This is a genomic window from Bacteroides ihuae, assembly GCF_900104585.1.
In the GTDB taxonomy this organism is placed as follows: domain Bacteria; phylum Bacteroidota; class Bacteroidia; order Bacteroidales; family Bacteroidaceae; genus Bacteroides; species Bacteroides ihuae.
In genome coordinates this window covers 387133-408388 of the sequence record NZ_FNVX01000005.1, presented here as the reverse complement: position 1 = coordinate 408388, position 21256 = coordinate 387133, and the positions used below count along the sequence as shown (strand labels likewise).

Sequence of the window (21256 nt, the reverse complement as noted above, 5' to 3'; positions counted from 1 at the left end):
TAAATCAGAATCTAATTAGTCCGTATCTTCCAGAAAAAAGACATCCTCCACTTTCTTACTACAAACTTTGGCTATCTTAAGTGCCAATACGGTTGAGGGCACGTATTTATTGGCTTCGATGGCATTAATTGTCTGGCGGCTAACACCAATCATTTCTGCCAATTGCTGCTGCGTAATTCTAAGGATAGCGCGCTCTACTCTTATATTATTCTTCATCTTTTTTTAGCTTAGAACGGTAAATAATAAAATTATATCTGACAATGAATACAATCAATATGGTAACTGTATTTATCATCATTGACCTAAGAAACGTGAAGTCATAAAAGAACAAGATACATAAGATTTGAATAGCAAAAGATAAGTAGGTGGCCCAAACAAGAGACTCCAAGCGAATCTTGTAAATATACTCATCTTCATTCTTTTCTTTTGAAAAAGCAACGAAAACAGCACTCACAATAAATAAGATAGCAACAAGTTCTTGAGTGAAATTATCTTCCACAATGGACCATAATGAATTTGTTCCTGAGGCAGCACCAAAAAAGAAATCAGGCAGCAAAGAAAGGGCTTTAATATTTAGAAAAGAGAACTCTAGGTTTTCGAATATAACCATATACCCTAATACAATGGCAGGTATTAACAATACCCATCCGATTATCCGAAACCTGTTTGGAAATAAATAATTTGTTTTCATGATATCAATAATTAAGTTTATGCCACAAATGTATGTTATATAATTCAAAAAGACAAGTATACATTACATAAAGCATTCAAAACAAGACTTATTTAACTTAATTTAATTCACCTATGAATTAAAATCACGACTCATACATATCTTGCACGATAACTGATATTATCTATTCAGGAGTACCTATTTTTGAGATAGTATTGTCAAGAAACAAGAGCACCCCCTACAGACCTTGTGAGCGGGATAAATAAAACTAGTTAGTTCACCGTGGTTAACTAGTTAATTCACCGCGGTTAACTAACTAGTTCACCACGGTGAAGTTATATGATCTATTTCGAAAAGACCATTTGTAAGGAATGAAGAAAAATGGAGCAGATAGGAAAGACTTGCGAAAATTTCTGACCGCATCTAACTTTAACAAACAGGACAACCTTCAAATCGCTTTTTTCTACCTGAAAAACTTGACTTTGCTTGTTTCATGTAGTATCTTTGTCAGAGTTATCATAAAGTAGTTTCAAATTAAACTACGGCAAACGGGAGAAGCAGCAACTTCTCCCGTTTTTTTGTTTCTGCACCGTGCAGATGACCATTCTGAACCGTGCAGTTGGTCAAAAAGAAGGCAGAGGATGGGCAAAGAGACAGTTTCTTTTTACCAATACGCCTATTTGTTATTGAAATAACACCTAGAGAAAACTAAATTTCCTCTATATGTTATCCCAATAACTCCTTTTTGTGTTGGAAGTACCCCCACTCCGTTAATTATGCATAATTCGTCTCTTGACAAATAGGAGCTCCATATCAAATGATTATCAGCTATTTAGACACGTTCTTTACTATATGCCTAGATCACCTCTTTTTATAAAGAGTCAGAAGTTCTCTAAAAAATAAAAAGATTAGTTTCCATTTCTCAAATAAAGTTCTAACTTTGCACCCCGATAAAGATACGCCGATATAGCTCAGTTGGTAGAGCAACGCATTCGTAACGCGTAGGTCGCCGGTTCAAGTCCGGCTACCGGCTCACTTTCCAAAAGAGCCTAATAGCCGCAAACACAGCGTTTCAGGGCTTTTCACTCCTCCTTTCACATTTTGTCGAAGATTAAAAAAAAAGGGTTTTTCGGCCATATTTGGACTTATCCACGAATCCAAAACGAATCCCAAATTAATCTTACACTCATGACAACTTTAAAATTAGCGGTCGTTCCCGCAAAAATTTCCAAAAAAGGAATTCACAAAATAAGAATAGCAATTGGCCATCGAAAAGAGACTCGTTATTTAGTAACCCGTTTTGCTCTTGAAGACACATCTCAATTTAAAGATGGTCAAGTTATAAACCGGTCCGATGCCGGAATGATAAATAAGAAACTCCGCATCCTACTCAATGATTATCAGGATAAACTTGATAAGATCGAACCTAACAGATATACATGCGCTCAATTACGTGAATACTTATCATCTATTATCAATATTGATAACGATGGAGCTTTTCTATCCTATGCCAAATCCTTCATGAATGATTTGATTGAAGATAAGCGAATAGGATATGCAGGCTTTATCCAGCGTTCAATTGATTTCTTTAAAGAGTTCAATCACGGAGACATACTATTCAGCTCAATCACTCCACAGCTAATTAGAAATTACGAAAGACATTTGAATAACACTGGTAATCTGTCACAAACAACAGTCGGCATGATGATGGGACATCTACGCACAATTATCAACCGTGCACAAAAGGATCGCATCATCAAATACGATATCAATCCGTTTGAGTATTACGTTGCCCCCGCAAAGGTGGTCCGTGAGCTAGACATCACTGTTGATGAACTGAAATTAATACGTGACGCTGAATTTAATGATAGAAGCATGTGCATAGCAAGAGATATGTTCATGCTCTCCTACTATCTTGGAGGGATCAACCTAATTGATTTGCTTGAGATAGATTTTAGGGATATGGAACAGATAAATTATATCCGAGAGAAATCCAAAAACACTAAACGTAACGAAAGAAGAATAAGCCTCACAATTCCTGATGAAGCAAAGCCCATCATTATAAAGTATAAAAAAAAGAATGGTAAACTTGATTTCGGATATAAGTTCAGTTATCATAACTTCTCGTGCTTCATTGCCGGACGCATCAGACGGTTGACAGAAGAACTCGGGATAAACAAGAGGGTTGTGTACTACTCAGCCAGAAAATCATTTGTTCAGCATGGCTTTGAGTTGGGCATCCCCCTTGAAGTCTTGGAGTACTGCATCGGGCAATCCATGAAGAAGAACCGCCCCATATTCAACTACGTGAAGATTATGAGGAAGCATGCAGATGAAGCAATACGGAAGATACTAGATAATCTAAAATAGAAGGATAAAATTATAATCTACTCTCAATTCGCTTGCTGATAACCAAATGATTATCTATATTTGCATTGTCTGCAGGGAATAGAGTTCTAACCCATTAAAAAATGAATGAATTAGATGAGCTTAATGAAATTAATGAAAGGATAAAAAAGTTAGATCAAAAAATCAAAGCCTATCTTTCGTTAGCAGAACGGTTTTCGTTTCCCGAAAATGAAAAAGAGATTCAAAAGAACATAATGCTAGATGATTACTCAAAGTTAAAACAGAAACGAGATGAATTAATCAAAAAACTAATGAAGTAAACAACAGAAGTCCCACGGGAACTTCACAAAACAGATATTATGGAAACTTTAAGAACAAAATTAGAGAAGCTTGTGATGTTGTCCGGAACACCGGAATTTTATGAAGCATTATCGAGCATTGAAAAGACCTACACAAGCCAAGAAGATAAGAAAGAAATACATCAATTCATACGTGAAGGATTCAGTGAAATAAATAAAGAGATAAAAGAGATAGAAAAAGAGATAGACATCAAAGCTCAACTCGCAGAAATTTCAGAGATTATTTCATTGTCTTATTTAGCACGTACTTATTTCGGCAAAACAAGAGCTTGGCTGTATCAACGTATCAATGGGAACATGGTACACGGTAAAAAGTGTAGCTTCACTGAAGAAGAAATAGAAAAATTAAATTATGCAATCAAAGACATTAGCAAGAAATTAGGCTCACTGTCTTTAGGCTAAAACCGCATCTTTTGACACCTAGCCCCGTATTTAGCCGTACGGGGCTTTTTATGCATTCTCCAATAGCACAAATTCAATAGCCTCTCTCCTAGCCTGTTCCTGCTCCGATTCAAGTTCAGAATCAAGTCTGGACATAAGTTCTGTGTCACCGGTAACAGCGGACAGCACACGGCCATCCTCAATAGCTACATTGAGTTTGTAGTGCCCATAACCCACAAAATCTTTAGTGAGCTGCTTCACATCTTCTTTTTTAGTTTTCCGCATGGTAAGTCATCATTAGTTGAGCGGAATAGAAAACGGTTCCGCTTTCCCGTTGCTTATCACCGAAAGGCTGTAGACGCATTAACGTTCTACACGGGGGTCGAAACCGTATATACGAAAAGCTACGGACGCATGTACGCCCGTAACAATATTGGCAGTTAACCGCCTTTCGGAAAGATAAGCAATGCAAATATGGGGAAATTATTTGGGATGGGCAAAATGAGTGTTGCTATTTTGATGTATTTTGAGCAAATGTAGCGATGAATGGAGAGAGATTGGTTGTTGAATTACAAGAAAAAAATAGCCTGAAAATAAATGGCTTTTATTGTTGTTTAAAGAAAACATTACTATATTTGAGCGTATTTTTATGAAAAGTGCACAAAGTGTCACAAATGTCTATATGAATACCTCTGTCAGGCTATGATTGCGCATGCACCATTTATTAATACAAAGACAACGCTTGTAACATGAAGTTAGGTATATGAGCTATTAGATGTGCATAACGTGACGTTAGAAATAATTTCAAATACCATGGATGAAATTGAATTAATCAAAAAAATAAAAACTGACTATCAAGATATTGATAGCTTTAATGAAGCTGAAACTAGATTTAAAGTAATAGACGAGATTATAGAAAAATATTTAAAATGGCCTAAAATAGCAACTTCAGTCGAATTCGTAATAGAAGGAAATAGAGCGGACTATATATTGAAAAATAAGAATAGTAAACCCATATTAATCATTGAAAGTAAAAAAGCAGGTACTTACTTTGAATTACCGAATAACATAAACATTAAGAAGAATTATCAAAAAATAGCAATTGATAAACTATTATCTAATGAGAATATAAAAAGTGCTATAAATCAAGTTAAAGAATATGCTGAAGATTTATTATGCCAGTATGCTGCAATAACTAATGGCGTAGTTTGGATAATATTTAAAATAACAGCTACAAATCAAAAAGGTTGGAAAAAACTACCAGCTTTCGTCATTAAAAATCTTGATTTTTTCGAGGAAGATTTTACAACCGCTATAAATTTACTTAGCTATACAAGTGTAAATGAACAAAATTCTCTACAAACAAATATTGGAGTTTCTAAGAAATTTTACTCGGAAATATATTTCCCTAAACAACAAATTAATTCATATGATTCTCCTGTTAACAGCAATAAATTTGCAGGCTCATTGACGTCTATATCAAGAAAATACCTTGGTCCCATACCTGTTACAGATTCCGGATTCATGACAAATTGTTACGTTAGCAACAAAGGGAATCATGATCAATTACAAAAAAATGTGCATGGATTCCTTCACGATTCATTAACACCATTTTTTAGGAATCAGGGGTTTAGAGATTTTACAGATGATAGATCAGGAGGTGCATTTGGCCAAAATATTATAAAAACTATCAAACAAGAAAATCTAGATAATGTAATGATATTATTTGGAGGTAGAGGCTCTGGGAAATCCACTTTCTTAAAAAGATTTTTATTTTACATACATCCTATTGAAATAGATATGTATGCAGAAATTGCTTTAATCGATTTAATAGACTCTGCACAGACCAAAGAGACATTAACTGAGGAAATCTGGGAAAGAGTAAAAATTGGAATTGATAAAGAAAATACATATAATTCAACGAGAGAAGATATAATTAATTTGTTTAATGATGAGTATGAAATACTTAAAAGACAAATATTGATTGGATTAAACGAATCAAGTGATGAATATCAAAGACTGATACGAGAGTTTATTATTAACAAACTTAATGATACGAAGCTATTCTGCGAGAAGATAAGTTTAAAATTAAAATCAAAAAATAAAGGACTTATTATTTTTATTGATAATATGGATCAAGTTGATCCCGCTTTGCAAGACATTAGTTACCTTACAGCTATCGAAATTGCAAAAAAACTAAGCTGCCTTGTAATAATATCAATGCGGGAAGAAAGATTCTTCAGTGCTAAAACAAAAGGTGCATTAGACGCATATCATACTCCTGGCTTCCATCTATCGGCTCCAGTTATTCCTGAAGTTATCAGTAAACGTCTAACTTATATAATTGAAAAATTAAAAGAGACGGAAGATGTTGATCTTGAATATGGCATCAAATCTGCAACTGACCTAAATACATTAATTCAATTTCTAGAAATATGCACTTTCCAGCTAAATAATAATGAATCGCACTTATCGAGATTCTTAAGATACGCAACCCATGGAGACGTTAGACAAGCATTAGACTTCTTTAGAGGATTTATCTCTTCTGGTTATACAAATGTTGTAGAAATTTCACAGAATCCTTTTTGGGTATTTCAAATCCATCAAGTTATCAAACCAATGATGATTCCTGATAGATTTTTTTATGATGAAAATCTAAGTAGAGTACCGAATTTATATAGATTGAGAAACGATGTAAACAGTTCTCATTTTACAGGAATTCGGATTCTCAGTTTATTAGCTCAGAAATTTAGTAGTAATCCAACAGGATTCGTCGATGCGAAATTTTTCGTCCAAGAGTTTGAAGAAAAATACTTTTTAAAAGAGGATTGCGAAAAACATTTAGATGTTTTTATGAAAAAAGGGTTGATTGAATCAAGTAATCGTCTTGAAACATATTCTGATATTATTGATCAAATTAAAATCACGGCTTATGGGCTTTATATATATGATAATTTAGCTTTTAATTTTGCATATATTGATTTAATTTGTATAGACAGCGGTTTATTTAGTGAAGAAATGAATAATTATCTATCAAAATCGGCAAACGATGAATCAAGGTTAAAGCAAAATAATAAAACTATGGATAGAATTCTATTAAGACTTGATAGAGCAGAAAAATTCATTAAATATATTGAACAACAAGAGCAAGAAGAATTTGAACATTTTAATTTCGATAACACCGAAATTAAATTCTCGAAAAGATTGAGAGAATCATTTGATGAACAAAAGAAGAAAGTTCTTACAAGCGCAAAAAAAAATACATAATCACATTATTATCTGAGAAAAAAAACGAGCTATCCTTATAGCGATATTATTAGCTATATACATGCCCAGGATAATTGTAGGCTAACGTAGGATCAGTATCAAAAGTTTGAGATTTGGCTAAAATGTATATTTTGTTTCATGAAATCCAAGAAGCAAAATCCCATTAATCTGACTGCTGCCCTTTCTTTGTCTTTACCTTCGGGCATGCTTGATTATTTTGACTTAGTAGAGTGCATATCCCAAGAAAGCTGCTCCGTCTTGTTTCTTGAAGAGAAATCTGATATTCCTACTGAGTTGTCCAGTGATATGGGACAAAATTCAAAATTGAGGAACATTTTCCTCAATTTAATATTATTTTATAATTGCAATAAGACGCAAGCATTTGTACCTCTACCTCGTGAATCACGATGCCGGGTTTCTTTGATGTAGACCAATCCCCAACCACTGAATTATTGAAAAGAAGACGCGGCACAGTTCTATTCACACAACGAATTTTATTACATAACTCAATTTAGTTGCATTCTCTTTAAAGAGAGAGTCATACTATTTTCTTCCTTTTTTTTCATTTGATAAAGTTTATTTTTTCATGCTTAACTCAATATCCGGCTAAAGTTAGCTATTCCAGAATTAAATATTTCTTTCTTGTTATTACAAATAGTCATTCTCAAAATTAATGAATATTTGAGAACATCCAATTAGAATAGTGGAATAGCTAACTTTAAGTGGACACTGGATTTATACTCTCCGAATATTCTAGGAGTTTCTGAAAATATCATTAAAAAATAGGGCAGATTCTTGAAGAATGCCCATAAGATTTTGAAATACGAGAGTAACCAAAAAACTACGAACATCCATAAATCTTCTCTGAATGTTTTTCTAGTTTTTTTAGAGACATATAATAAAAAGCGGAAAAGTAAGCAATAGAATTATATGCTTTTGATACGGCTCACCAATACTTACACGCTAAAGTAAACCCCGAGCCTCTAAATGCTAAATAGGTTCATTGCACAAAGTAATTTACGTTTCACAACGCACCTGAATTCTTACGTAAGCCTTCGGTAAACTCCGTTTATTAATACAGTCAACTGTACCGTACCTTTATGGCTAAAAAGATTATGGTATATTGGACATTAGACTATTTTAGAATTCTCTATAGCGAATATCTAAAAGCTAACATCAGTGTGCGTGATTTCTGCCAGGAACAAGGTATAAGTGAAAATCGATTTTATTATTGGACCAAGAAGCTTAAATGTAATGCTGTTGCTAATATCGAACAGCCCCAAAGCTTTATTCCAATAAGTTCTGAAGCTGTAAGCTGTCTTGCTACCGCTATCCAACCAAAGCAAGAAAAAGTTATTAGAGCAAAATCTTCGGAAATAAAGATTGTTTACCCAAACGGAGTTGTATTACAGCTAGAGTCTGATGGTGATTTAGAGATCCTTCGACAACTTATCAACTTAAACTCCTAGCCTCATGTTTAGCCTTACTTCTTCAGATAAGTTTTACCTATATCCATATCCTACAGATATGCGCAAGAGTTTCTATACATTAAGTGGCATCGTGACTAACCAAATGGGTAAAGATGTGCAGGATGGCGATGCTTTTATTTTTATAAACAAACCCTGTACTGCCATGAAAATACTCCACATGGAATACGGTGGATTGGTCATTTATCATATGAGGTTATCACAAGGACAATTCTGTCTCCCTGAAATAGATTTTCAGGAAGGTAAAACCGTCTCACATGAGACCCTATGGAGCGATTTAGTTTTAATGGTGCAAGGTATAGATACACAACAAGTAAAGCATCGTAAAAGATGGATTCCTTCTACAAAAAGCAACGTTTAAAATAATAAAAAAAAGTCTTATATAAATCTGGCTATCTCACCCATTCTTTGTATATTTATATCATAATAAAGAACAGGAAATGCCCGACAGAACTATTGATAAAGATGAGCTGATTCGCCAATTAATGGCAGACAGAGACCGATTGTTTAGAGAGAACTCTCGGTTAAGAGTTGCTATAAACACTGATCCCGAAAGTGTAAAACAAGACCATAAGGAACAGTTAGAAGCAAAAGATATCATTATCAATAAGACAGAAGAGCTACTTGAGAAAAAAGATACCCGTATTGCTCAGTTAGAAAAGCAAGTGGCTTACTTGAAACGCCAATTATACGGTGGCAAAGCAGAACGATACATCAACCCCGATCCGGATGCACGCCAGTTGGAACTTTTTGAAGGTCTTCCTTTATTGCCCGGCGAAAAAGAGGCGGCGATAAAAGCTGAAGAGGAGATTAAAGTCGCAAAAGAGCACCGAATTAAACGCATGGAAAAAGAAAAAGGTGCTCCTGTACGCAAATCTCTCCCAGAAGAGCTGGAACGTAAGTTTGAACACGTATATCCTGAAGGATACAATCCGGAAGAATGGGATTTATTAGATGAAGAAAACCCACTATATACGGAAGTGTTGATGAAGGAGCCTACTAAGTTTTACGTACTTCGTACCTATAGGCATAAAGCCATCCGCAAATCAGACCGTACAATAGTCACAGCCGATTGCCCTGTTAAACCAATCGCAAAGAGCTACGCTTCCGCATCCTTACTTGCAGATCTAATGATCGATAAATACGTTGACCACATCCCATTCTATAGACAGCAGAAACAGTTTGAACGGCTAGGCATGAAAATACCGCTGCCAACCATACTCGGATGGTTCCAGGATGTAAGCGATCTTCTCATGCCACTACACTTCCGATTATGGGAATTAATGAAAGGAACGGATTATTTACAATGTGACGAAACCACACTCCCTATAGTACGCAATGATAAACACAAGACAGTGAAAGGATACATCTGGCTTGTGCGAGACCCCATGTCAGGCCGTCAGTATTTCTATTGGGACAAAGGTTCCAGAAGTGGAGAGGTCGTACTCAAGCTTTTCCATGGATATCAAGGCGCCTTACAAACCGACGGTTATGAGCGATATGAGTTGTTGGACGAAAAGAAAGGAGTTATTTTACTATCATGTTGGGCACATGCAAGAAGAAAATTTTCAGAGGCTCTCAAAAATGATAAGGAGCGAGCAGAAAGTGCCTTGGAGCAAATCCAACTTCTCTATGAGGTTGAACGACAAATAAAGGAACAGGAGTTGTCATTTGAAGATGCAGTTGTGCTTAGAAAACGTCTTGCTTATCCCATAATGGTTAGATTTGAAAAATGGCTCGTTGTGGAACATGCAAAAGTTATTAAAGGTAGCCCTATCGAAAAAGCAATCCTGTATACTTATAAGCGTTTCAATAAACTATCACGCTATCATCTGGATGGAAGATATAATATTGATAATAATGGAATTGAAAATGCAGTAAGGCCGCTAGCCATAGGTAGGAAGAACTACTTATTTTGTCAGAATGATGATACTGCGGAAAGTACCGCTATTATTTATAGCTTTATGGGCTGTTGTAAAGCTAGTAGTGTAGACTTCCGCAGCTGGATGATTTATTTTCTAGAGCACGTCCATGATTACGACACGGATTATACGATGGATGTAGCGGAGTTGTTACCCGACAGATTAAAATCAGCAGGAATACTTTGAAATCCTTGAGAACATTGAAAACCATGAAATCTGTCAAATCATCGAAAACAATGAAATAATAGAAAACCTTGAGACAAAATTGTTAAGTTGAATCTCAAGGTTTTATTAGATCTATAGTACGGAGTTTACCGAAGGCTTACATTCTTACATTCTATAATGTACTTTTGGATCAATATTAAAAGAACTATAAAATTATTTTAGTATCTTTGTGTAAGAAATATTTTCACCACGCCACTTCCTATGAAAAAAATATACACCACATCTAAATACAAGAGATATCACAAAAGATATTGCCTCAAACAACAACATAGAAAGAAACATAAGAAGTATGTTTCTCCCTTAATAAATAAAAAAAAGAATAATCTATTTCATCAAGTAACAGCCCCCATAGATTTCCGTTTTTTAGATAATATAGAGGCGTGTGCAAAATTCTTTTCTGATTTAAGAAAAGAAGATGCAATATGGGAAAAGAATGGAAGAAAAAATGTATTTATTAATATTAGAAAAATCGAAAAGATCGATTTTTCTACAGCCTTTATTTTATCTGCAATCTCCGATGAATTCAAAGATAATCAAATTATTTTAAGAGGAAGTTTTCCTGAAAATGAGGAATGCTTAAAATATCTATCAGATTCAGGTTTTTTTAATGAAAAATACGATAAAAATGGCACAAAATTTTCGAATACAGAAAAAACCGAAATTATGATATTTGAAAAAGGCTGTGGAATTTTATCTATTGAGCATATGAAAAAGATTAGCGATACAGTAGAACATATTTCCAATCACCTTGTTAATGAAAAAAGACCCAACTTGGATTTAAAATCAATGTTAAAAGAAATATGCGGTAATTCTATAGAATGGAGTTATGCGTTTAATCAACAATGGTCATTGGGGATAAAGTATGAAGATGATCGTATTATATTTGTTGCAATAGATTTAGGAAGAGGTATATTAGATTCTTTATATCGAAAATTTCAGAAAAAACTTGCTGATATATTTACCTTAAAGTCAGATATTGATATTTTAATGGGTGCTTTTGATAAAAAGTATGGTTCTTCGTCAAAAGAAATTAATCGTAACAAAGGTCTCCCCGGGATAAAAAGTTCTTTTAATGCAGGATTAATTAAAAAGCTGGTTGCTGTTACAAATAATGTTATGCTAGATTTTGAGAATCCAGAAAGATGCATTAAATTTGCATCTTCAAGACGCACTTTCAAGGGTACATTATACAAATGGGAAATGGATGCAGAATGTTTAAATAAGCGTGTATTATGACAACTATAAATATAGCAAAGGATTATTCTCTTTTTACCGGGTTAAGACATTGTAACATAAGTGAAAAATCTGGAGAGGATTTCTATCATACTAAATTAAATACGGCATTTAAAGAAGCTTTTGAAAAAAAAGATAAATTAACAATCATCTTAGATGGGGTTGATGGATTTGCTCCATCCTTTTTAGACGAAGCATTTGGAAATTTAGTATATGACTTCGGGCTCACGAATGTAAAAGCATATCTAGAAGTAGCTTCATTGCTGGAACCTCAATGGATTGACATGATTACTCAACAAACATATCCTCAATGGGAAAAAAGAAGGGAAAAAAGTATAACTCCCAAAAAAACCATTACACATAAACCTTGGTTCAGGATAGTTGATAGTAAAATAGAATGTGAAAAATGGATTTAATTTTAACTTCTATCAACAACATAACTAAGGAGGAAATGGGGTATTCTGAATGGATTGATTTATTTGGCATTATAATTACCGCATTATTATCTTGGTGGATAGTTAATACCATTCAAAAACGTATTGATAATCAAAGAACCTTAAAAGATCATCTAATAAGTGAGATACTATCAATCAGGACTGATTATCGCCTAATGTTAATTGACATAAAAACAGGAGAAAGTCACCCTAAATATTTAAAAATAAAACTAAAAGATTTAAACATAAAAACAACAGACATAATGAAGATTGTGTCAAACAAGTACCGCATTGATAATAAATATTTAAAACATTATCAGCATGATTTAAATTGGCTAATAACAGATAACGAAGAATATGTTAATAGTTTTAAAACCGACAGTAAAATCATTCTTTCTCAAGAAAGCATGATTCATTTCTTGATCTTCGAAGCGAACAATGATCATTTATTTAATGATTTAATAGTTCGAATTAATGACTCGAATTGAATGAGTAATACAACCAAAGTCCAAAAGCTTCTAATTTTAAAGCGAGATGAACACTTGTGATAAAGCAAGTAGCTAAAACCTTAAAGTAATACTGATTCTTTAAATCGAAAGAATTCTGGTCTAATAAGCAGCATGATATCCGGTTTGATAGTATCATGGAATTAGTAATAGACCAATTGCCCAGAAAGGAATTATTTGAACAACACTCGCCATTGGCAACCCGTTTTAACCACGTAGAAGATAGCATTCCAAATTACACGTAAATCAAATTTTCGCTTTCTTTCTTTTATATCCGACACTGTCTTTATATATTGCCACTGTCTTTCCCTCAGATCAGTCTGATGTATCTTTGTTATGAGTTTGGTCACTACAAATAAAGCTTATTATCAACTGATACGGAAACACTTTAAAAACTATTCTGAATAAAATTTAAACAGCCTTTAAACATCTTCTCTGGTTCTAGAAAATTTATCTCACGACAATATACGTCAGACAGAGGTCAATGGCCAATGGCCGCCCCCATAGTGGCTTCTTCTTAAGATTCACCGAACTTAAAAAAAAGCAAAAACCTTGATTTAAGCACAGTAACGACAATTAGCGATAAAGCATATCAGCGGTAGATTATTTTTCAATGAGTTTTCCCAGTTCATTTGCAATTTCTTGTAAACTATAAATTGCCGTATTCAAAGCAACCTTATCCGCCAATGTCGGACTAAAAGACAATACTTCATCCCTTGTCACATTATGCCAGATAGGAAGAATAACCTTAATTCCATTCATCTCTCTTGCAACTAAACCGTTCAATTCATATTCGGTCCAATTCTTTCTAAAGAAGTCTCTTGATAAAACCGCTATTCCGTACTTTGAAAACTTAAGTCCCTCATCAATTTTCTTTCTTAAACTATCACCAATTTTCATTTGAAATTCATCATACCAAATTTTGTATCCATTGTTTGTCAATAGCTCTGCTAAAGGTCGAACAAAACTTTCCTTATCCTCAGTTGCATGAGAAATAAAAAAGTCATATTCCTTTTGCTCTATGACCTCACGATCTGCATTAGTACTGTGTATTTGATGGACAAGAACATTAAGAATTTCTTTCTGACTTGAAATGTCTGATTGAAGTTTTTGCTGAAGGCGTTCTTGTTCTTGCTGAAATCTAAGTTGGTTTCTTTGAAAGTCCTCTTGCTGTTTCCTAAATATTTCTTGTTCTCTTTTTAGTTTGTCTTTTTCTTTTATTTCCTCTTTTTGCAAATCTTGCTTCACTTTTGCCAGTTCTCGCGTTTTATCTGCAACCTTTTTATGTAAGTCTGCTTTATTAGATTGGATTCTTATAATATCACCCTGATAACCCTGATTTTGGTGCTGTTTGCTTTTTAACGTAGATAATGATGTTGAACTCGCAGCAGAGCGATTATTTGAATCAATTTGCTTTTGTTTATCCAACTCTTTTTTAGTCTCATCAGCAATCCTTTTTTGCAGGTCGGAGATTTCTTTTTCCAATCGTCCGACTTTGTCATAGTATAAATTTAAATTCATCTCATCTTGTTTTTTAGTTTTCACCGCATGTTATGCCCTGTTATTTCTTCATTTTCAATTATATAAATCGGGTATCCAAAAGTCGAAACAGAGCCTTCATTAGGAATATCATTACACGAACCTCTTAAACGATAAACAGTTGTAATATTCCTCTTGTCGAAGAATTTAGCACCTATTTTTTTTAATACATTTAATGGCTCCTTTGAAAAATACGAGCTTTCAATATATTCAAAATTATCACCACCTAATATTGTCCTGTTTAATTCTTCGTAATATTCTCCAAATAGCAATCTTAAAATTGAATAACCACTAATTGTAGTTGGTTTTTTATCTTCTCCTTTAAAATCCTCAATCAAGAAAAGATGTCCATTCAATCTATTATAATGTCCTTGATTTTAATTTTTTTTCTACTACCCATATATTTATCCCTACACCTAAATTATTCTCATTTGTTGCTAGATATATCTTTTGAGCAATCACACTTTCTTTAACGAATACTTTATCATTACGCCATCTTTCATTATCATCAGGTCTTCCATAACTTAGTTGTCCATGTTTATCTAAATAATTTTCAAACAATTTTAACTTTTCAAAAGTGGTGAAATTTCTTATGTTCTGTGTCTGATTAAATTCCATTCCAGCATCAAGCAATCCAAACTTTATTTTTCCTAAAAGTGTTTTTTCCTTTTTATCTGGAGATGAAAATTATTGGAAATATTTATCAAATCTTTTTTCATCAACATAAATTATTTCAACGATTCCATTTTTACTCATAGTCTTATTTTCTATAATAGGGTATAACAAATCTGTATGCGAACAGCTTATTCAAATATATCTGTTATAATTTTTCTTTTACCTCGTGAATCACGAGGTAGGTTTTCTATCGCAGGCCAATTGCAGAGCAATGAATTATTAAGAATAAGACGTGACACAATCCATCTATCGCAAGCAACTACAGCTATTTGATGATCTCCTAACAGCCTCCGAATATTTTTGGCGTTTTTGATAATAGCATTAAAGAATAAAGAAAATCCCTAAAGAATATCTGTAAACCTTGGATATGGCCTTCAAAAACTTTGCAATGCGAAGTTCAAGCGAGTACTAACAGAATATTACATTATATTTATGAATATAACATATACTATTATAGCAGATGTACGCCACGGTTCTTATTTTGATAAATCGAAACAGCATCAATAGGAAATTTTTCACATTCAAATTTTTGTCTTTCAGCGCTGTAATACGATACACAAAGATAATCTCCTTCAATAGAAGTAACAGTAAGTTTAATATTAGTTGCGGAATTCAAACAAACGACATCTCCAACTTTAAAGTTTTCCATAAAATTTAATTTTTGTATGACTCTCGCCACGGTTAAACAATTTATATATAAAATATTCAGCTTTACAAAATGAAAAAAGAAATATTACGGTTTGTATTAACCAAACAAAATCAGACACTTAAGCTATATTTTGTCCCACTTCAAATGTTTCCTTATAACTCCTCCCATTTCTTCGAGCATATCATTCAATACATTGGCACTCAATTGTCTAGTATGAATAACTAATCTACGACCATCTTTACTATGATGTGTATAAAACCAATTGGCAGAGGTATAAACCTTCTTGCCCTTTTCATCACCGTCATAAGTCACACCAAATATGTCATCAATTTCACGTATATTCTCATCATTCTTTAGATAGCCTGAGCAAGCCAAAACTACGACAGGAAAATTCTGTATAAACGCCGAATCTTTAAATAACTTTTTCCGAGCATTTAGACCACTTTTATCTGCATTGGAAGCATTTTTACTAGGCGAGTCATTCATCTCAGTAGTAAAAACGTCTTTTAAGAAATCAACATAGAACGGTTTAACCTCCTTGTTTTTAACGATGCAGTCCTTCATTTTTTGATATTTGCTCCATGTATTTCTCCCCCATCCTTTACGAAGAAGGTGTTTTTCATCAACTAGATAATCTAAGTCTTCGCAAGTACCTTTATAGATATGTTTCCCCCAGCATTTAGCATTATTCTTGTAATCATCATCTGCCTCACGCATAGCAGCTTCTTTACCTATAAATAAAATCTTTGCATTAGGATTGCCGATTCCGACATAGAGATTTTGCCCATCAGGACACATGCAGGCATTTACGAAGTCTTTAAATTCTTGAGTGTATTCCATAGTAGTTTTTCATAAAGTTCAACGAGAGCGTAAATATATAGTAAATTATATTATATCGAAACTGCAAGATCAATATTTTTAAAATAAAATGCTAAAATCATACAAGTAAAGATAGGTATAGGTGAGAATAGCATTGTATGTTGAAAGTGAAATATTCATCTTCCAAGAGTAAAGTTGCACACCACTCGACAGATAATCATCTATGTCCCATATTTCGGTAAATGTATTCACAAAGGAAGAAAGTGAGATTCTTGAATTACAAGAAGATTAATCTATATGTATATTTGTGGCAAGTAATACAGAACTAAGGAGGTGTAATAAATGGTTTAAAGCATGATATAACAAAATCAATATGTTTCAGTAGTAAAATCCAGCTCAACATACCATCAAAAGCAGAATGAAACAATTTGAATTTAAAAGTCATGGAAGAAAGATTTCTAGAGATAATTATTGCAAGGAGTATTAAGATTGGAACCATTCAGACATTGAAAGCACTTGGACTTCTCCCGGAAGTTGTATCTATAGCTCAAGCGGAAAAGATTTACGGTAAGCATCTCATTAAAGAGTGGCGCGATAAATCATGGATAAAGTTCTATCCGTCAAGAAATAAACAAAGAGGAAGGTCTTACGTAAAGATGTCCGAACTTGAAACAGCAAGTGCAATGCTTGATATGTGCAACAAGATGCCTTACAATATCATTAAAAAGCTAATGGATATTGAATAGTTTTTTTTAAGAGGATTCTCATTTATTATGTAGGAATCCTCTTTTTATGAGTTAGTCATACGAGCTTATTTACAGATCAAGTAAGACATTTCAATCAATTTAGGTTATGCTTCACTCTACTTGGAATTTAAAACTTCCACAGGGCGACAGTCTGATGAGCAGAAAGAGTTTCAACGGCAAGCAAGCAGAAGCGTGCCAGAGTAAGTATATTGTTGTACAATCGGTTATACAAGGAGTTAATGCTGTGAAGGAGTATCTTTTGTGATTATATAAATTCGGCAGAATATTGTAGATCCCAGCATATAATTTTGGTAGAATATTATATAAAGAAAAAGCATATCGAATAAGCGAAACTGATTTATTGAAGATAGCAAGAAAAATATTGTGATTTGAAACGAGGAGGAATATCCTCCTCGCATTTAAAACTTGATAAATGCTAATTACTTGATTTTGTTTAGGAGATATAAGGCTGCACCTCCTCCTATTACGCATGCTGCCGTAACCGGATTAAACAGAGATGCTATCTTAATAGCTCCCACAAAACCACATTTTACTGCTGCAGGCATTGCCGCAGCATTCGCCAAAGATGTTAAACCAGTACTAACAGTACCTCCAATTGCTGTACCTCCAATTGTCGAACTGCCAACAATTGTAACAGCACTACCAGCAATAGCACCTGATGCTATTTGATTGGCATTGTCATTAACGTCAAGTTCTTTCATGATTTTGCTTTTAATAAAATAATACTAACAATCATCGGCTCAAATATAGATATAATTTTCCGCTAATAAAATACAGGGTTGAATAAGGAATTAATATTGCAACAATAAATAAGATATCCAGTTAAAATAAGTAGTTAAGATGCAAATATTATAACAATGAAATTACAAAAAGCCCCACCAAAAGACAGGGTAAAATGGAATGAGGAATATTTTCTACAGGCATAAGAAGATGATGAAGCGGGATAAATTAAGAAGTGAGGAAAATCATCCTCACTTCTTAATCAATTTCCACAATAAACTCATCCAGTTCGTTTTCTTATTACTCCAGTACAACAAAGCAATAATAGCCGCCAACCAAGTAATAGCACCCGTCCAAATCAGTGTAGTCTGCCACCAATTCAACTTCTTTTCCACAGGTACCGTAACAACAGATTGAGAAACACTTTTCTTCCCAACATTGATAGTTGTCTGAGGCAAGTACACAGTATCAGGTTCCGTTTTGGCAGTAGCCAGCAAATTACCCAAGCTATCTAACGAGAACTGCAAGCTCATTCGTTTAGAGTGTTCTTCATCAAACCATTTGAGCACGACTTTACCATTCTTATCACACTCAAGCAAAGCCCTGATTTTTGCACTATCTTCCGGCAAAGCATAAGGAACCAACTTCTCAACCACAATCGAGTCATACTTGGTTTCAACGTTGCTAGATATTTGCTTTGCTGTTCTGCAGGAACACAGAGTAACAAGCGTTAGTATGATGCCAAACATCACACTAACACACTGTAGTTTCTTTATAGAGTTTCTCATACAATCTCAATTGAAATGTTATTATCATGTTTGAGCAGCTCGACAAGCCTCTCTTCGTAATAGGTAGAATTCAGTACCATACCGACTTTCTTGTTCTGACCCACAAGAATACAGCCGGCAGTGTCTTTGGCCGTGTTACCACGATGAATAAGTACACCTTCAAATCCCGGTACATTCTGCAAACGAGGCAACAACCGCTTGAATTTAGGAGAGACGTTCACAATTACTTTATACGTGCCTTCCGGGATGGCTGTTTGTCCCGGTTGTTTCAACTTTTTAATCTCATCTAGGCTCATATCTTCATCCAATCGATCAGTATCTTCCAATGTATCACAAAAATACTTGCCATCCATAAACAACTTTCCGATAGTGTAACCAGACTTCCGGGCTACACGTTTTAATAACAGCTTAATCATTTCGTTTCCTCCAACATTAAAGATCTTCTAACTTCCTCTAAAGCTGCCGTAATTGCACACTCAGCATCAGCAAGTGATACATACTTTGCTCCATCTATTTCTTGCACAAAACTTTCAAGTATTTGAGCAGATACCTCTGGTATTAAAACACCTGTACTACATTGTTTTGCTTTCATTTCGTTTCCTCCTTTCCAACTCCTTCTTCAATAGCATCACCGATATCTTTCCGCTTAGACTTTACCAAGGCAATAATTACTTTCCATAAGCTAAAGGAATACTTCACACCTTTATACTCACAGATGTTTTGAAGAATGCTATCCACTTCAAACAGGCATGCAACGCCCATACAAACAGCAGCTACAAGCGTAGGGTTAATTCCCAGAGGTTCACCGATAGCTTTCCCGATCAACCCACCAAGGACAAGGTAACAGATATAGTCGATCAGCTTGTTTGCTGTTCTACGTCCGGCTTTACTGTTACGAATCTTCTCTCCCCTTGCTTGTGCCGCTTTAACTCCGAATCTAAAATCTACGGCCACCAAGATAACCGCTAACATGATCATCCATCTCAAATCCCAAAACAGGCTTAACATCTCACCTCCGAAGATGATAACCGATGTGCCTTTAATTACATTACTCTCTTCCATTACTTTTTTAGTTTAAAATATAATTTGATAGACAAACTTACCTATATCAGAGAAGAAGAGAGGAGTTAAGAAGATGGAAAGCGGTCGCAAGACATGCGAGTAAGAAATAAACAATGAGTCATCTGAAAAAACGGGATCAAAAAAGAACAAAATTTCAAAACAATGTATATTTTTGCTGATATAATCCTATAAATCAAATCTCTATGAAAAAACTATTATTATTAATGGTCTTCTGCTTACCATTACTCAGTATGACTACAGGAGTAGAAGAAGCATCTTCCGTCTATATTTGTACCGGACCTAAAGCTACCGTTTATCATTTAAGCAATAAGTGCAGAGGATTGAATCGCTGTAGCGGAGAAATTAAAGCTATAAGCCTTGCGGATGCTAAAGAGATGGGACGAAGAGCCTGTAAAATTTGTTATTGATAACCACTTAATGCTATTGTCATGGAAGAGAAAGAAAATAATCTAGCTGATAAACTATTTATCGCTGAATTGATAAGAAAAGTACATGATGAACTTATACGATCTCAAGAGATTAGAGAAAGTGAAGGAAAAGAACCTTTATTTGTCGTAAACGATTTAACGATTGAAGTTAACTTCGTTGCTACAGAATCTTCTAGTAAAAAAGGAGGATTGGACTTTAAAATAATTACAGCAGGTGCAGAGAAAGAATACAATATGCAAGAGACGCATAAAGTTACTCTGAATCTAGTTGTGAATAACGAATTGAAAGAAAAGGCAAAAAGCAACACCGCTGGTGGCAGAAGGCCTAAAATCGTCAGAGTATACCCTAGAATTATAAAATCAAAATAATGAATAAGGCAGCTTATTCGGCTGCCTTATTCATTATTTTGATTTAACAACAATACTATCAAGTATATACCAAACAGCATCTTAGATTCATTGTGAAACAAAAACATAAATTCCAGTCTATACTTTACAAATTCAAATCAGAGATATAAGGAGTAAAAATAAAAGTAGGCAATTCATTATGAGTGATTTCAAAATATATCTTTTGAAGCTCGTGGATATATCGAAATGGCGTTTCTCGTCCCTCTATTACCCAATGCCCTGCTCTCTCCGAAATAAAAATATTATGTCCTAGATCATAACTCGTCACAGATGGTTCAGGAGCTTCTAACTCATTGCCCAAGAAGATTGCTCCATCACTTCTTTGATTCCAAAGAAAAGTTAACTGTCCCACCGGTATTGGAGATAATACATTAAATGGAATTTCATTAGAATCACTCCATGTTATATATTCATCACTTAAGTTTACAGTTACATTACTCGAAATTAAACCTATAACAGCACCTATTCTCTTTGCACTGACCTTCACATAAAATTGCCCACAAGAATATAGGCAGCCTACAAAAATATCCGATTCATTCATAATTGA

Annotated in this window: 29 protein-coding genes and 1 tRNA gene; 15 read left to right on the top strand and 15 right to left on the bottom strand. The window is 34.2% G+C overall.

Annotated features, from left to right (window positions below):
• Positions 1-15 precede the first annotated feature (15 nt).
• Both BQ5338_RS07350 and BQ5338_RS07345 read right to left on the bottom strand, forming a co-directional pair.
• Positions 16-216 (bottom strand): helix-turn-helix transcriptional regulator, encoded by a 201-nt coding sequence (locus tag BQ5338_RS07350; protein WP_071146182.1) that lies wholly within the window; start codon positions 214-216, stop codon positions 16-18.
• Positions 206-691, bottom strand: a complete 486-nt coding sequence (locus BQ5338_RS07345) for a hypothetical protein (protein ID WP_071146181.1) — start codon at positions 689-691, stop codon at positions 206-208. The genes BQ5338_RS07350 and BQ5338_RS07345 overlap by 11 nt, the downstream gene beginning before the upstream one ends.
• Positions 692-1630: 939 nt before the next feature.
• Between BQ5338_RS07345 and BQ5338_RS07340 the strand changes: the two genes are divergently transcribed.
• The 4 genes from BQ5338_RS07340 to BQ5338_RS07325 all read left to right on the top strand — a co-directional run bounded on the left by BQ5338_RS07340 (position 1631) and on the right by BQ5338_RS07325 (position 3780).
• Positions 1631-1703, top strand: a tRNA-Thr gene (locus BQ5338_RS07340).
• 155 nt (positions 1704-1858) lie between these two features.
• Complete coding sequence (locus BQ5338_RS07335; protein ID WP_071146828.1) at positions 1859-3040, top strand: site-specific integrase; 1182 nt, start codon at positions 1859-1861, stop codon at positions 3038-3040.
• Positions 3041-3141: 101 nt separating this feature from the next.
• Complete coding sequence (locus BQ5338_RS07330) at positions 3142-3339, top strand: hypothetical protein (protein WP_071146180.1); 198 nt, start codon at positions 3142-3144, stop codon at positions 3337-3339.
• A 39-nt stretch (positions 3340-3378) separates the two neighbouring features.
• A complete protein-coding gene (locus BQ5338_RS07325) occupies positions 3379-3780 on the top strand; it encodes a DUF5053 domain-containing protein (protein ID WP_071146179.1) in 402 nt (133 codons plus the stop codon).
• Between the two features lie 48 nt (positions 3781-3828).
• Here the strand turns inward: BQ5338_RS07325 and BQ5338_RS07320 are convergent, their stop codons facing one another.
• On the bottom strand, positions 3829-4044 hold the full coding sequence (locus tag BQ5338_RS07320) for a hypothetical protein (protein ID WP_071146178.1): 216 nt from the start codon (positions 4042-4044) through the stop codon (positions 3829-3831).
• Between the two features lie 528 nt (positions 4045-4572).
• Between BQ5338_RS07320 and BQ5338_RS07315 the strand changes: the two genes are divergently transcribed.
• The 8 genes from BQ5338_RS07315 to BQ5338_RS07280 all read left to right on the top strand — a co-directional run bounded on the left by BQ5338_RS07315 (position 4573) and on the right by BQ5338_RS07280 (position 12815).
• Positions 4573-7026: a hypothetical protein gene (locus tag BQ5338_RS07315; protein WP_071146177.1), complete on the top strand. Its 2454-nt coding sequence runs from the start codon at positions 4573-4575 to the stop codon at positions 7024-7026.
• A gap of 138 nt (positions 7027-7164) precedes the next feature.
• Positions 7165-7455 carry a hypothetical protein gene (locus tag BQ5338_RS07310; RefSeq protein WP_071146176.1) on the top strand — a complete coding sequence of 97 codons (291 nt, stop codon included), beginning with the start codon at positions 7165-7167 and terminating at the stop codon, positions 7453-7455.
• A 671-nt stretch (positions 7456-8126) separates the two neighbouring features.
• Positions 8127-8495: an IS66 family insertion sequence element accessory protein TnpA gene (gene tnpA / locus BQ5338_RS07305; RefSeq protein ID WP_071145656.1), complete on the top strand. Its 369-nt coding sequence runs from the start codon at positions 8127-8129 to the stop codon at positions 8493-8495.
• 4 nt (positions 8496-8499) lie between these two features.
• On the top strand, positions 8500-8874 hold the full coding sequence (gene tnpB / locus BQ5338_RS07300) for an IS66 family insertion sequence element accessory protein TnpB (RefSeq protein WP_071145657.1): 375 nt from the start codon (positions 8500-8502) through the stop codon (positions 8872-8874).
• Between the two features lie 79 nt (positions 8875-8953).
• On the top strand, positions 8954-10621 hold the full coding sequence (gene tnpC / locus BQ5338_RS07295) for an IS66 family transposase (RefSeq protein WP_071145658.1): 1668 nt from the start codon (positions 8954-8956) through the stop codon (positions 10619-10621).
• Positions 10622-10861: 240 nt separating this feature from the next.
• Complete coding sequence (locus BQ5338_RS07290) at positions 10862-11896, top strand: hypothetical protein (RefSeq protein ID WP_071146175.1); 1035 nt, start codon at positions 10862-10864, stop codon at positions 11894-11896.
• Entirely contained in the window at positions 11893-12309 is a 417-nt protein-coding gene (locus BQ5338_RS07285) for an STAS-like domain-containing protein (protein ID WP_071146174.1), read from the top strand. The genes BQ5338_RS07290 and BQ5338_RS07285 overlap by 4 nt, the downstream gene beginning before the upstream one ends.
• Positions 12300-12815, top strand: coding sequence for a hypothetical protein (locus BQ5338_RS07280; protein WP_071146173.1), 516 nt, complete (start codon positions 12300-12302; stop codon positions 12813-12815). The genes BQ5338_RS07285 and BQ5338_RS07280 overlap by 10 nt, the downstream gene beginning before the upstream one ends.
• A gap of 191 nt (positions 12816-13006) precedes the next feature.
• Here BQ5338_RS07280 and BQ5338_RS17120 read toward each other — a convergent pair whose 3' ends face one another.
• From BQ5338_RS17120 to BQ5338_RS07255, 6 genes are all read right to left on the bottom strand, one after another.
• On the bottom strand, positions 13007-13183 hold the full coding sequence (locus BQ5338_RS17120; RefSeq protein WP_139265211.1) for a transposase: 177 nt from the start codon (positions 13181-13183) through the stop codon (positions 13007-13009).
• Positions 13184-13436: 253 nt separating this feature from the next.
• Complete coding sequence (locus tag BQ5338_RS07275; protein WP_071146827.1) at positions 13437-14354, bottom strand: toll/interleukin-1 receptor domain-containing protein; 918 nt, start codon at positions 14352-14354, stop codon at positions 13437-13439.
• Positions 14355-14374: 20 nt separating this feature from the next.
• The gene (locus tag BQ5338_RS07270; protein WP_139265210.1) at positions 14375-14728 is read right to left on the bottom strand and encodes a hypothetical protein; all 354 of its coding nucleotides are present in this window, start codon (positions 14726-14728) and stop codon (positions 14375-14377) included.
• 4 nt (positions 14729-14732) lie between these two features.
• Positions 14733-15005: a hypothetical protein gene (locus BQ5338_RS07265; RefSeq protein WP_139265209.1), complete on the bottom strand. Its 273-nt coding sequence runs from the start codon at positions 15003-15005 to the stop codon at positions 14733-14735.
• A 493-nt stretch (positions 15006-15498) separates the two neighbouring features.
• On the bottom strand, positions 15499-15696 hold the full coding sequence (locus BQ5338_RS07260) for a hypothetical protein (protein ID WP_071146170.1): 198 nt from the start codon (positions 15694-15696) through the stop codon (positions 15499-15501).
• 123 nt (positions 15697-15819) lie between these two features.
• Positions 15820-16536 (bottom strand): hypothetical protein, encoded by a 717-nt coding sequence (locus tag BQ5338_RS07255; protein WP_071146169.1) that lies wholly within the window; start codon positions 16534-16536, stop codon positions 15820-15822.
• A 422-nt stretch (positions 16537-16958) separates the two neighbouring features.
• Between BQ5338_RS07255 and BQ5338_RS07250 the strand changes: the two genes are divergently transcribed.
• Positions 16959-17261, top strand: coding sequence for a hypothetical protein (locus BQ5338_RS07250; RefSeq protein WP_071146168.1), 303 nt, complete (start codon positions 16959-16961; stop codon positions 17259-17261).
• Positions 17262-17701: 440 nt separating this feature from the next.
• Here BQ5338_RS07250 and BQ5338_RS07245 read toward each other — a convergent pair whose 3' ends face one another.
• The 5 genes from BQ5338_RS07245 to BQ5338_RS07225 all read right to left on the bottom strand — a co-directional run bounded on the left by BQ5338_RS07245 (position 17702) and on the right by BQ5338_RS07225 (position 19852).
• Positions 17702-17983, bottom strand: a complete 282-nt coding sequence (locus BQ5338_RS07245) for a hypothetical protein (protein WP_071146167.1) — start codon at positions 17981-17983, stop codon at positions 17702-17704.
• Positions 17984-18253: 270 nt separating this feature from the next.
• The gene (locus BQ5338_RS07240; RefSeq protein ID WP_071146166.1) at positions 18254-18790 is read right to left on the bottom strand and encodes a hypothetical protein; all 537 of its coding nucleotides are present in this window, start codon (positions 18788-18790) and stop codon (positions 18254-18256) included.
• Positions 18787-19206: a DUF5675 family protein gene (locus BQ5338_RS07235; protein ID WP_394331129.1), complete on the bottom strand. Its 420-nt coding sequence runs from the start codon at positions 19204-19206 to the stop codon at positions 18787-18789. Before BQ5338_RS07235 ends, BQ5338_RS07240 begins: the two co-directional genes overlap by 4 nt.
• On the bottom strand, positions 19203-19382 hold the full coding sequence (locus tag BQ5338_RS07230; protein ID WP_071146165.1) for a hypothetical protein: 180 nt from the start codon (positions 19380-19382) through the stop codon (positions 19203-19205). The genes BQ5338_RS07235 and BQ5338_RS07230 overlap by 4 nt, the downstream gene beginning before the upstream one ends.
• Positions 19379-19852, bottom strand: coding sequence for a phage holin family protein (locus tag BQ5338_RS07225; protein WP_071146164.1), 474 nt, complete (start codon positions 19850-19852; stop codon positions 19379-19381). Before BQ5338_RS07225 ends, BQ5338_RS07230 begins: the two co-directional genes overlap by 4 nt.
• A gap of 203 nt (positions 19853-20055) precedes the next feature.
• Here BQ5338_RS07225 and BQ5338_RS07220 point away from each other — a divergent pair, with 203 nt between their 5' ends.
• Both BQ5338_RS07220 and BQ5338_RS07215 read left to right on the top strand, forming a co-directional pair.
• Complete coding sequence (locus tag BQ5338_RS07220; protein WP_071146163.1) at positions 20056-20280, top strand: hypothetical protein; 225 nt, start codon at positions 20056-20058, stop codon at positions 20278-20280.
• Positions 20281-20301: 21 nt separating this feature from the next.
• Entirely contained in the window at positions 20302-20670 is a 369-nt protein-coding gene (locus BQ5338_RS07215; protein ID WP_071146162.1) for a trypco2 family protein, read from the top strand.
• Positions 20671-20794: 124 nt separating this feature from the next.
• Here the strand turns inward: BQ5338_RS07215 and BQ5338_RS07210 are convergent, their stop codons facing one another.
• A complete protein-coding gene (locus BQ5338_RS07210; protein ID WP_071146161.1) occupies positions 20795-21250 on the bottom strand; it encodes a hypothetical protein in 456 nt (151 codons plus the stop codon).
• Positions 21251-21256 lie beyond the last annotated feature (6 nt).

Coding starts and splice junctions, on each gene's coding strand:
- BQ5338_RS07245 (WP_071146167.1), bottom strand. CDS start 17,983: ATGAAAGAACTTGACGTTAATGACAATGCCAATCAAATAGCATCAGGT.
- BQ5338_RS07225 (WP_071146164.1), bottom strand. CDS start 19,852: ATGGAAGAGAGTAATGTAATTAAAGGCACATCGGTTATCATCTTCGGA.
- BQ5338_RS07335 (WP_071146828.1), top strand. CDS start 1,859: ATGACAACTTTAAAATTAGCGGTCGTTCCCGCAAAAATTTCCAAAAAA.
- BQ5338_RS07220 (WP_071146163.1), top strand. CDS start 20,056: ATGAAAAAACTATTATTATTAATGGTCTTCTGCTTACCATTACTCAGT.
- BQ5338_RS07345 (WP_071146181.1), bottom strand. CDS start 691: ATGAAAACAAATTATTTATTTCCAAACAGGTTTCGGATAATCGGATGG.
- BQ5338_RS07285 (WP_071146174.1), top strand. CDS start 11,893: ATGACAACTATAAATATAGCAAAGGATTATTCTCTTTTTACCGGGTTA.
- BQ5338_RS07275 (WP_071146827.1), bottom strand. CDS start 14,354: ATGAATTTAAATTTATACTATGACAAAGTCGGACGATTGGAAAAAGAA.
- BQ5338_RS07350 (WP_071146182.1), bottom strand. CDS start 216: ATGAAGAATAATATAAGAGTAGAGCGCGCTATCCTTAGAATTACGCAG.
- tnpC (WP_071145658.1), top strand. CDS start 8,954: ATGCCCGACAGAACTATTGATAAAGATGAGCTGATTCGCCAATTAATG.
- BQ5338_RS07240 (WP_071146166.1), bottom strand. CDS start 18,790: ATGAGAAACTCTATAAAGAAACTACAGTGTGTTAGTGTGATGTTTGGC.
- BQ5338_RS07280 (WP_071146173.1), top strand. CDS start 12,300: ATGGATTTAATTTTAACTTCTATCAACAACATAACTAAGGAGGAAATG.
- BQ5338_RS07330 (WP_071146180.1), top strand. CDS start 3,142: ATGAATGAATTAGATGAGCTTAATGAAATTAATGAAAGGATAAAAAAG.
- BQ5338_RS07325 (WP_071146179.1), top strand. CDS start 3,379: ATGGAAACTTTAAGAACAAAATTAGAGAAGCTTGTGATGTTGTCCGGA.
- BQ5338_RS07215 (WP_071146162.1), top strand. CDS start 20,302: ATGGAAGAGAAAGAAAATAATCTAGCTGATAAACTATTTATCGCTGAA.
- BQ5338_RS07210 (WP_071146161.1), bottom strand. CDS start 21,250: ATGAATGAATCGGATATTTTTGTAGGCTGCCTATATTCTTGTGGGCAA.
- BQ5338_RS07255 (WP_071146169.1), bottom strand. CDS start 16,536: ATGGAATACACTCAAGAATTTAAAGACTTCGTAAATGCCTGCATGTGT.
- BQ5338_RS07320 (WP_071146178.1), bottom strand. CDS start 4,044: ATGCGGAAAACTAAAAAAGAAGATGTGAAGCAGCTCACTAAAGATTTT.
- BQ5338_RS07315 (WP_071146177.1), top strand. CDS start 4,573: ATGGATGAAATTGAATTAATCAAAAAAATAAAAACTGACTATCAAGAT.
- tnpA (WP_071145656.1), top strand. CDS start 8,127: ATGGCTAAAAAGATTATGGTATATTGGACATTAGACTATTTTAGAATT.
- BQ5338_RS07230 (WP_071146165.1), bottom strand. CDS start 19,382: ATGAAAGCAAAACAATGTAGTACAGGTGTTTTAATACCAGAGGTATCT.
- tnpB (WP_071145657.1), top strand. CDS start 8,500: ATGTTTAGCCTTACTTCTTCAGATAAGTTTTACCTATATCCATATCCT.
- BQ5338_RS07260 (WP_071146170.1), bottom strand. CDS start 15,696: ATGGAAAACTTTAAAGTTGGAGATGTCGTTTGTTTGAATTCCGCAACT.
- BQ5338_RS07310 (WP_071146176.1), top strand. CDS start 7,165: ATGAAATCCAAGAAGCAAAATCCCATTAATCTGACTGCTGCCCTTTCT.
- BQ5338_RS07235 (WP_394331129.1), bottom strand. CDS start 19,206: ATGATTAAGCTGTTATTAAAACGTGTAGCCCGGAAGTCTGGTTACACT.
- BQ5338_RS07250 (WP_071146168.1), top strand. CDS start 16,959: ATGGAAGAAAGATTTCTAGAGATAATTATTGCAAGGAGTATTAAGATT.
- BQ5338_RS07290 (WP_071146175.1), top strand. CDS start 10,862: ATGAAAAAAATATACACCACATCTAAATACAAGAGATATCACAAAAGA.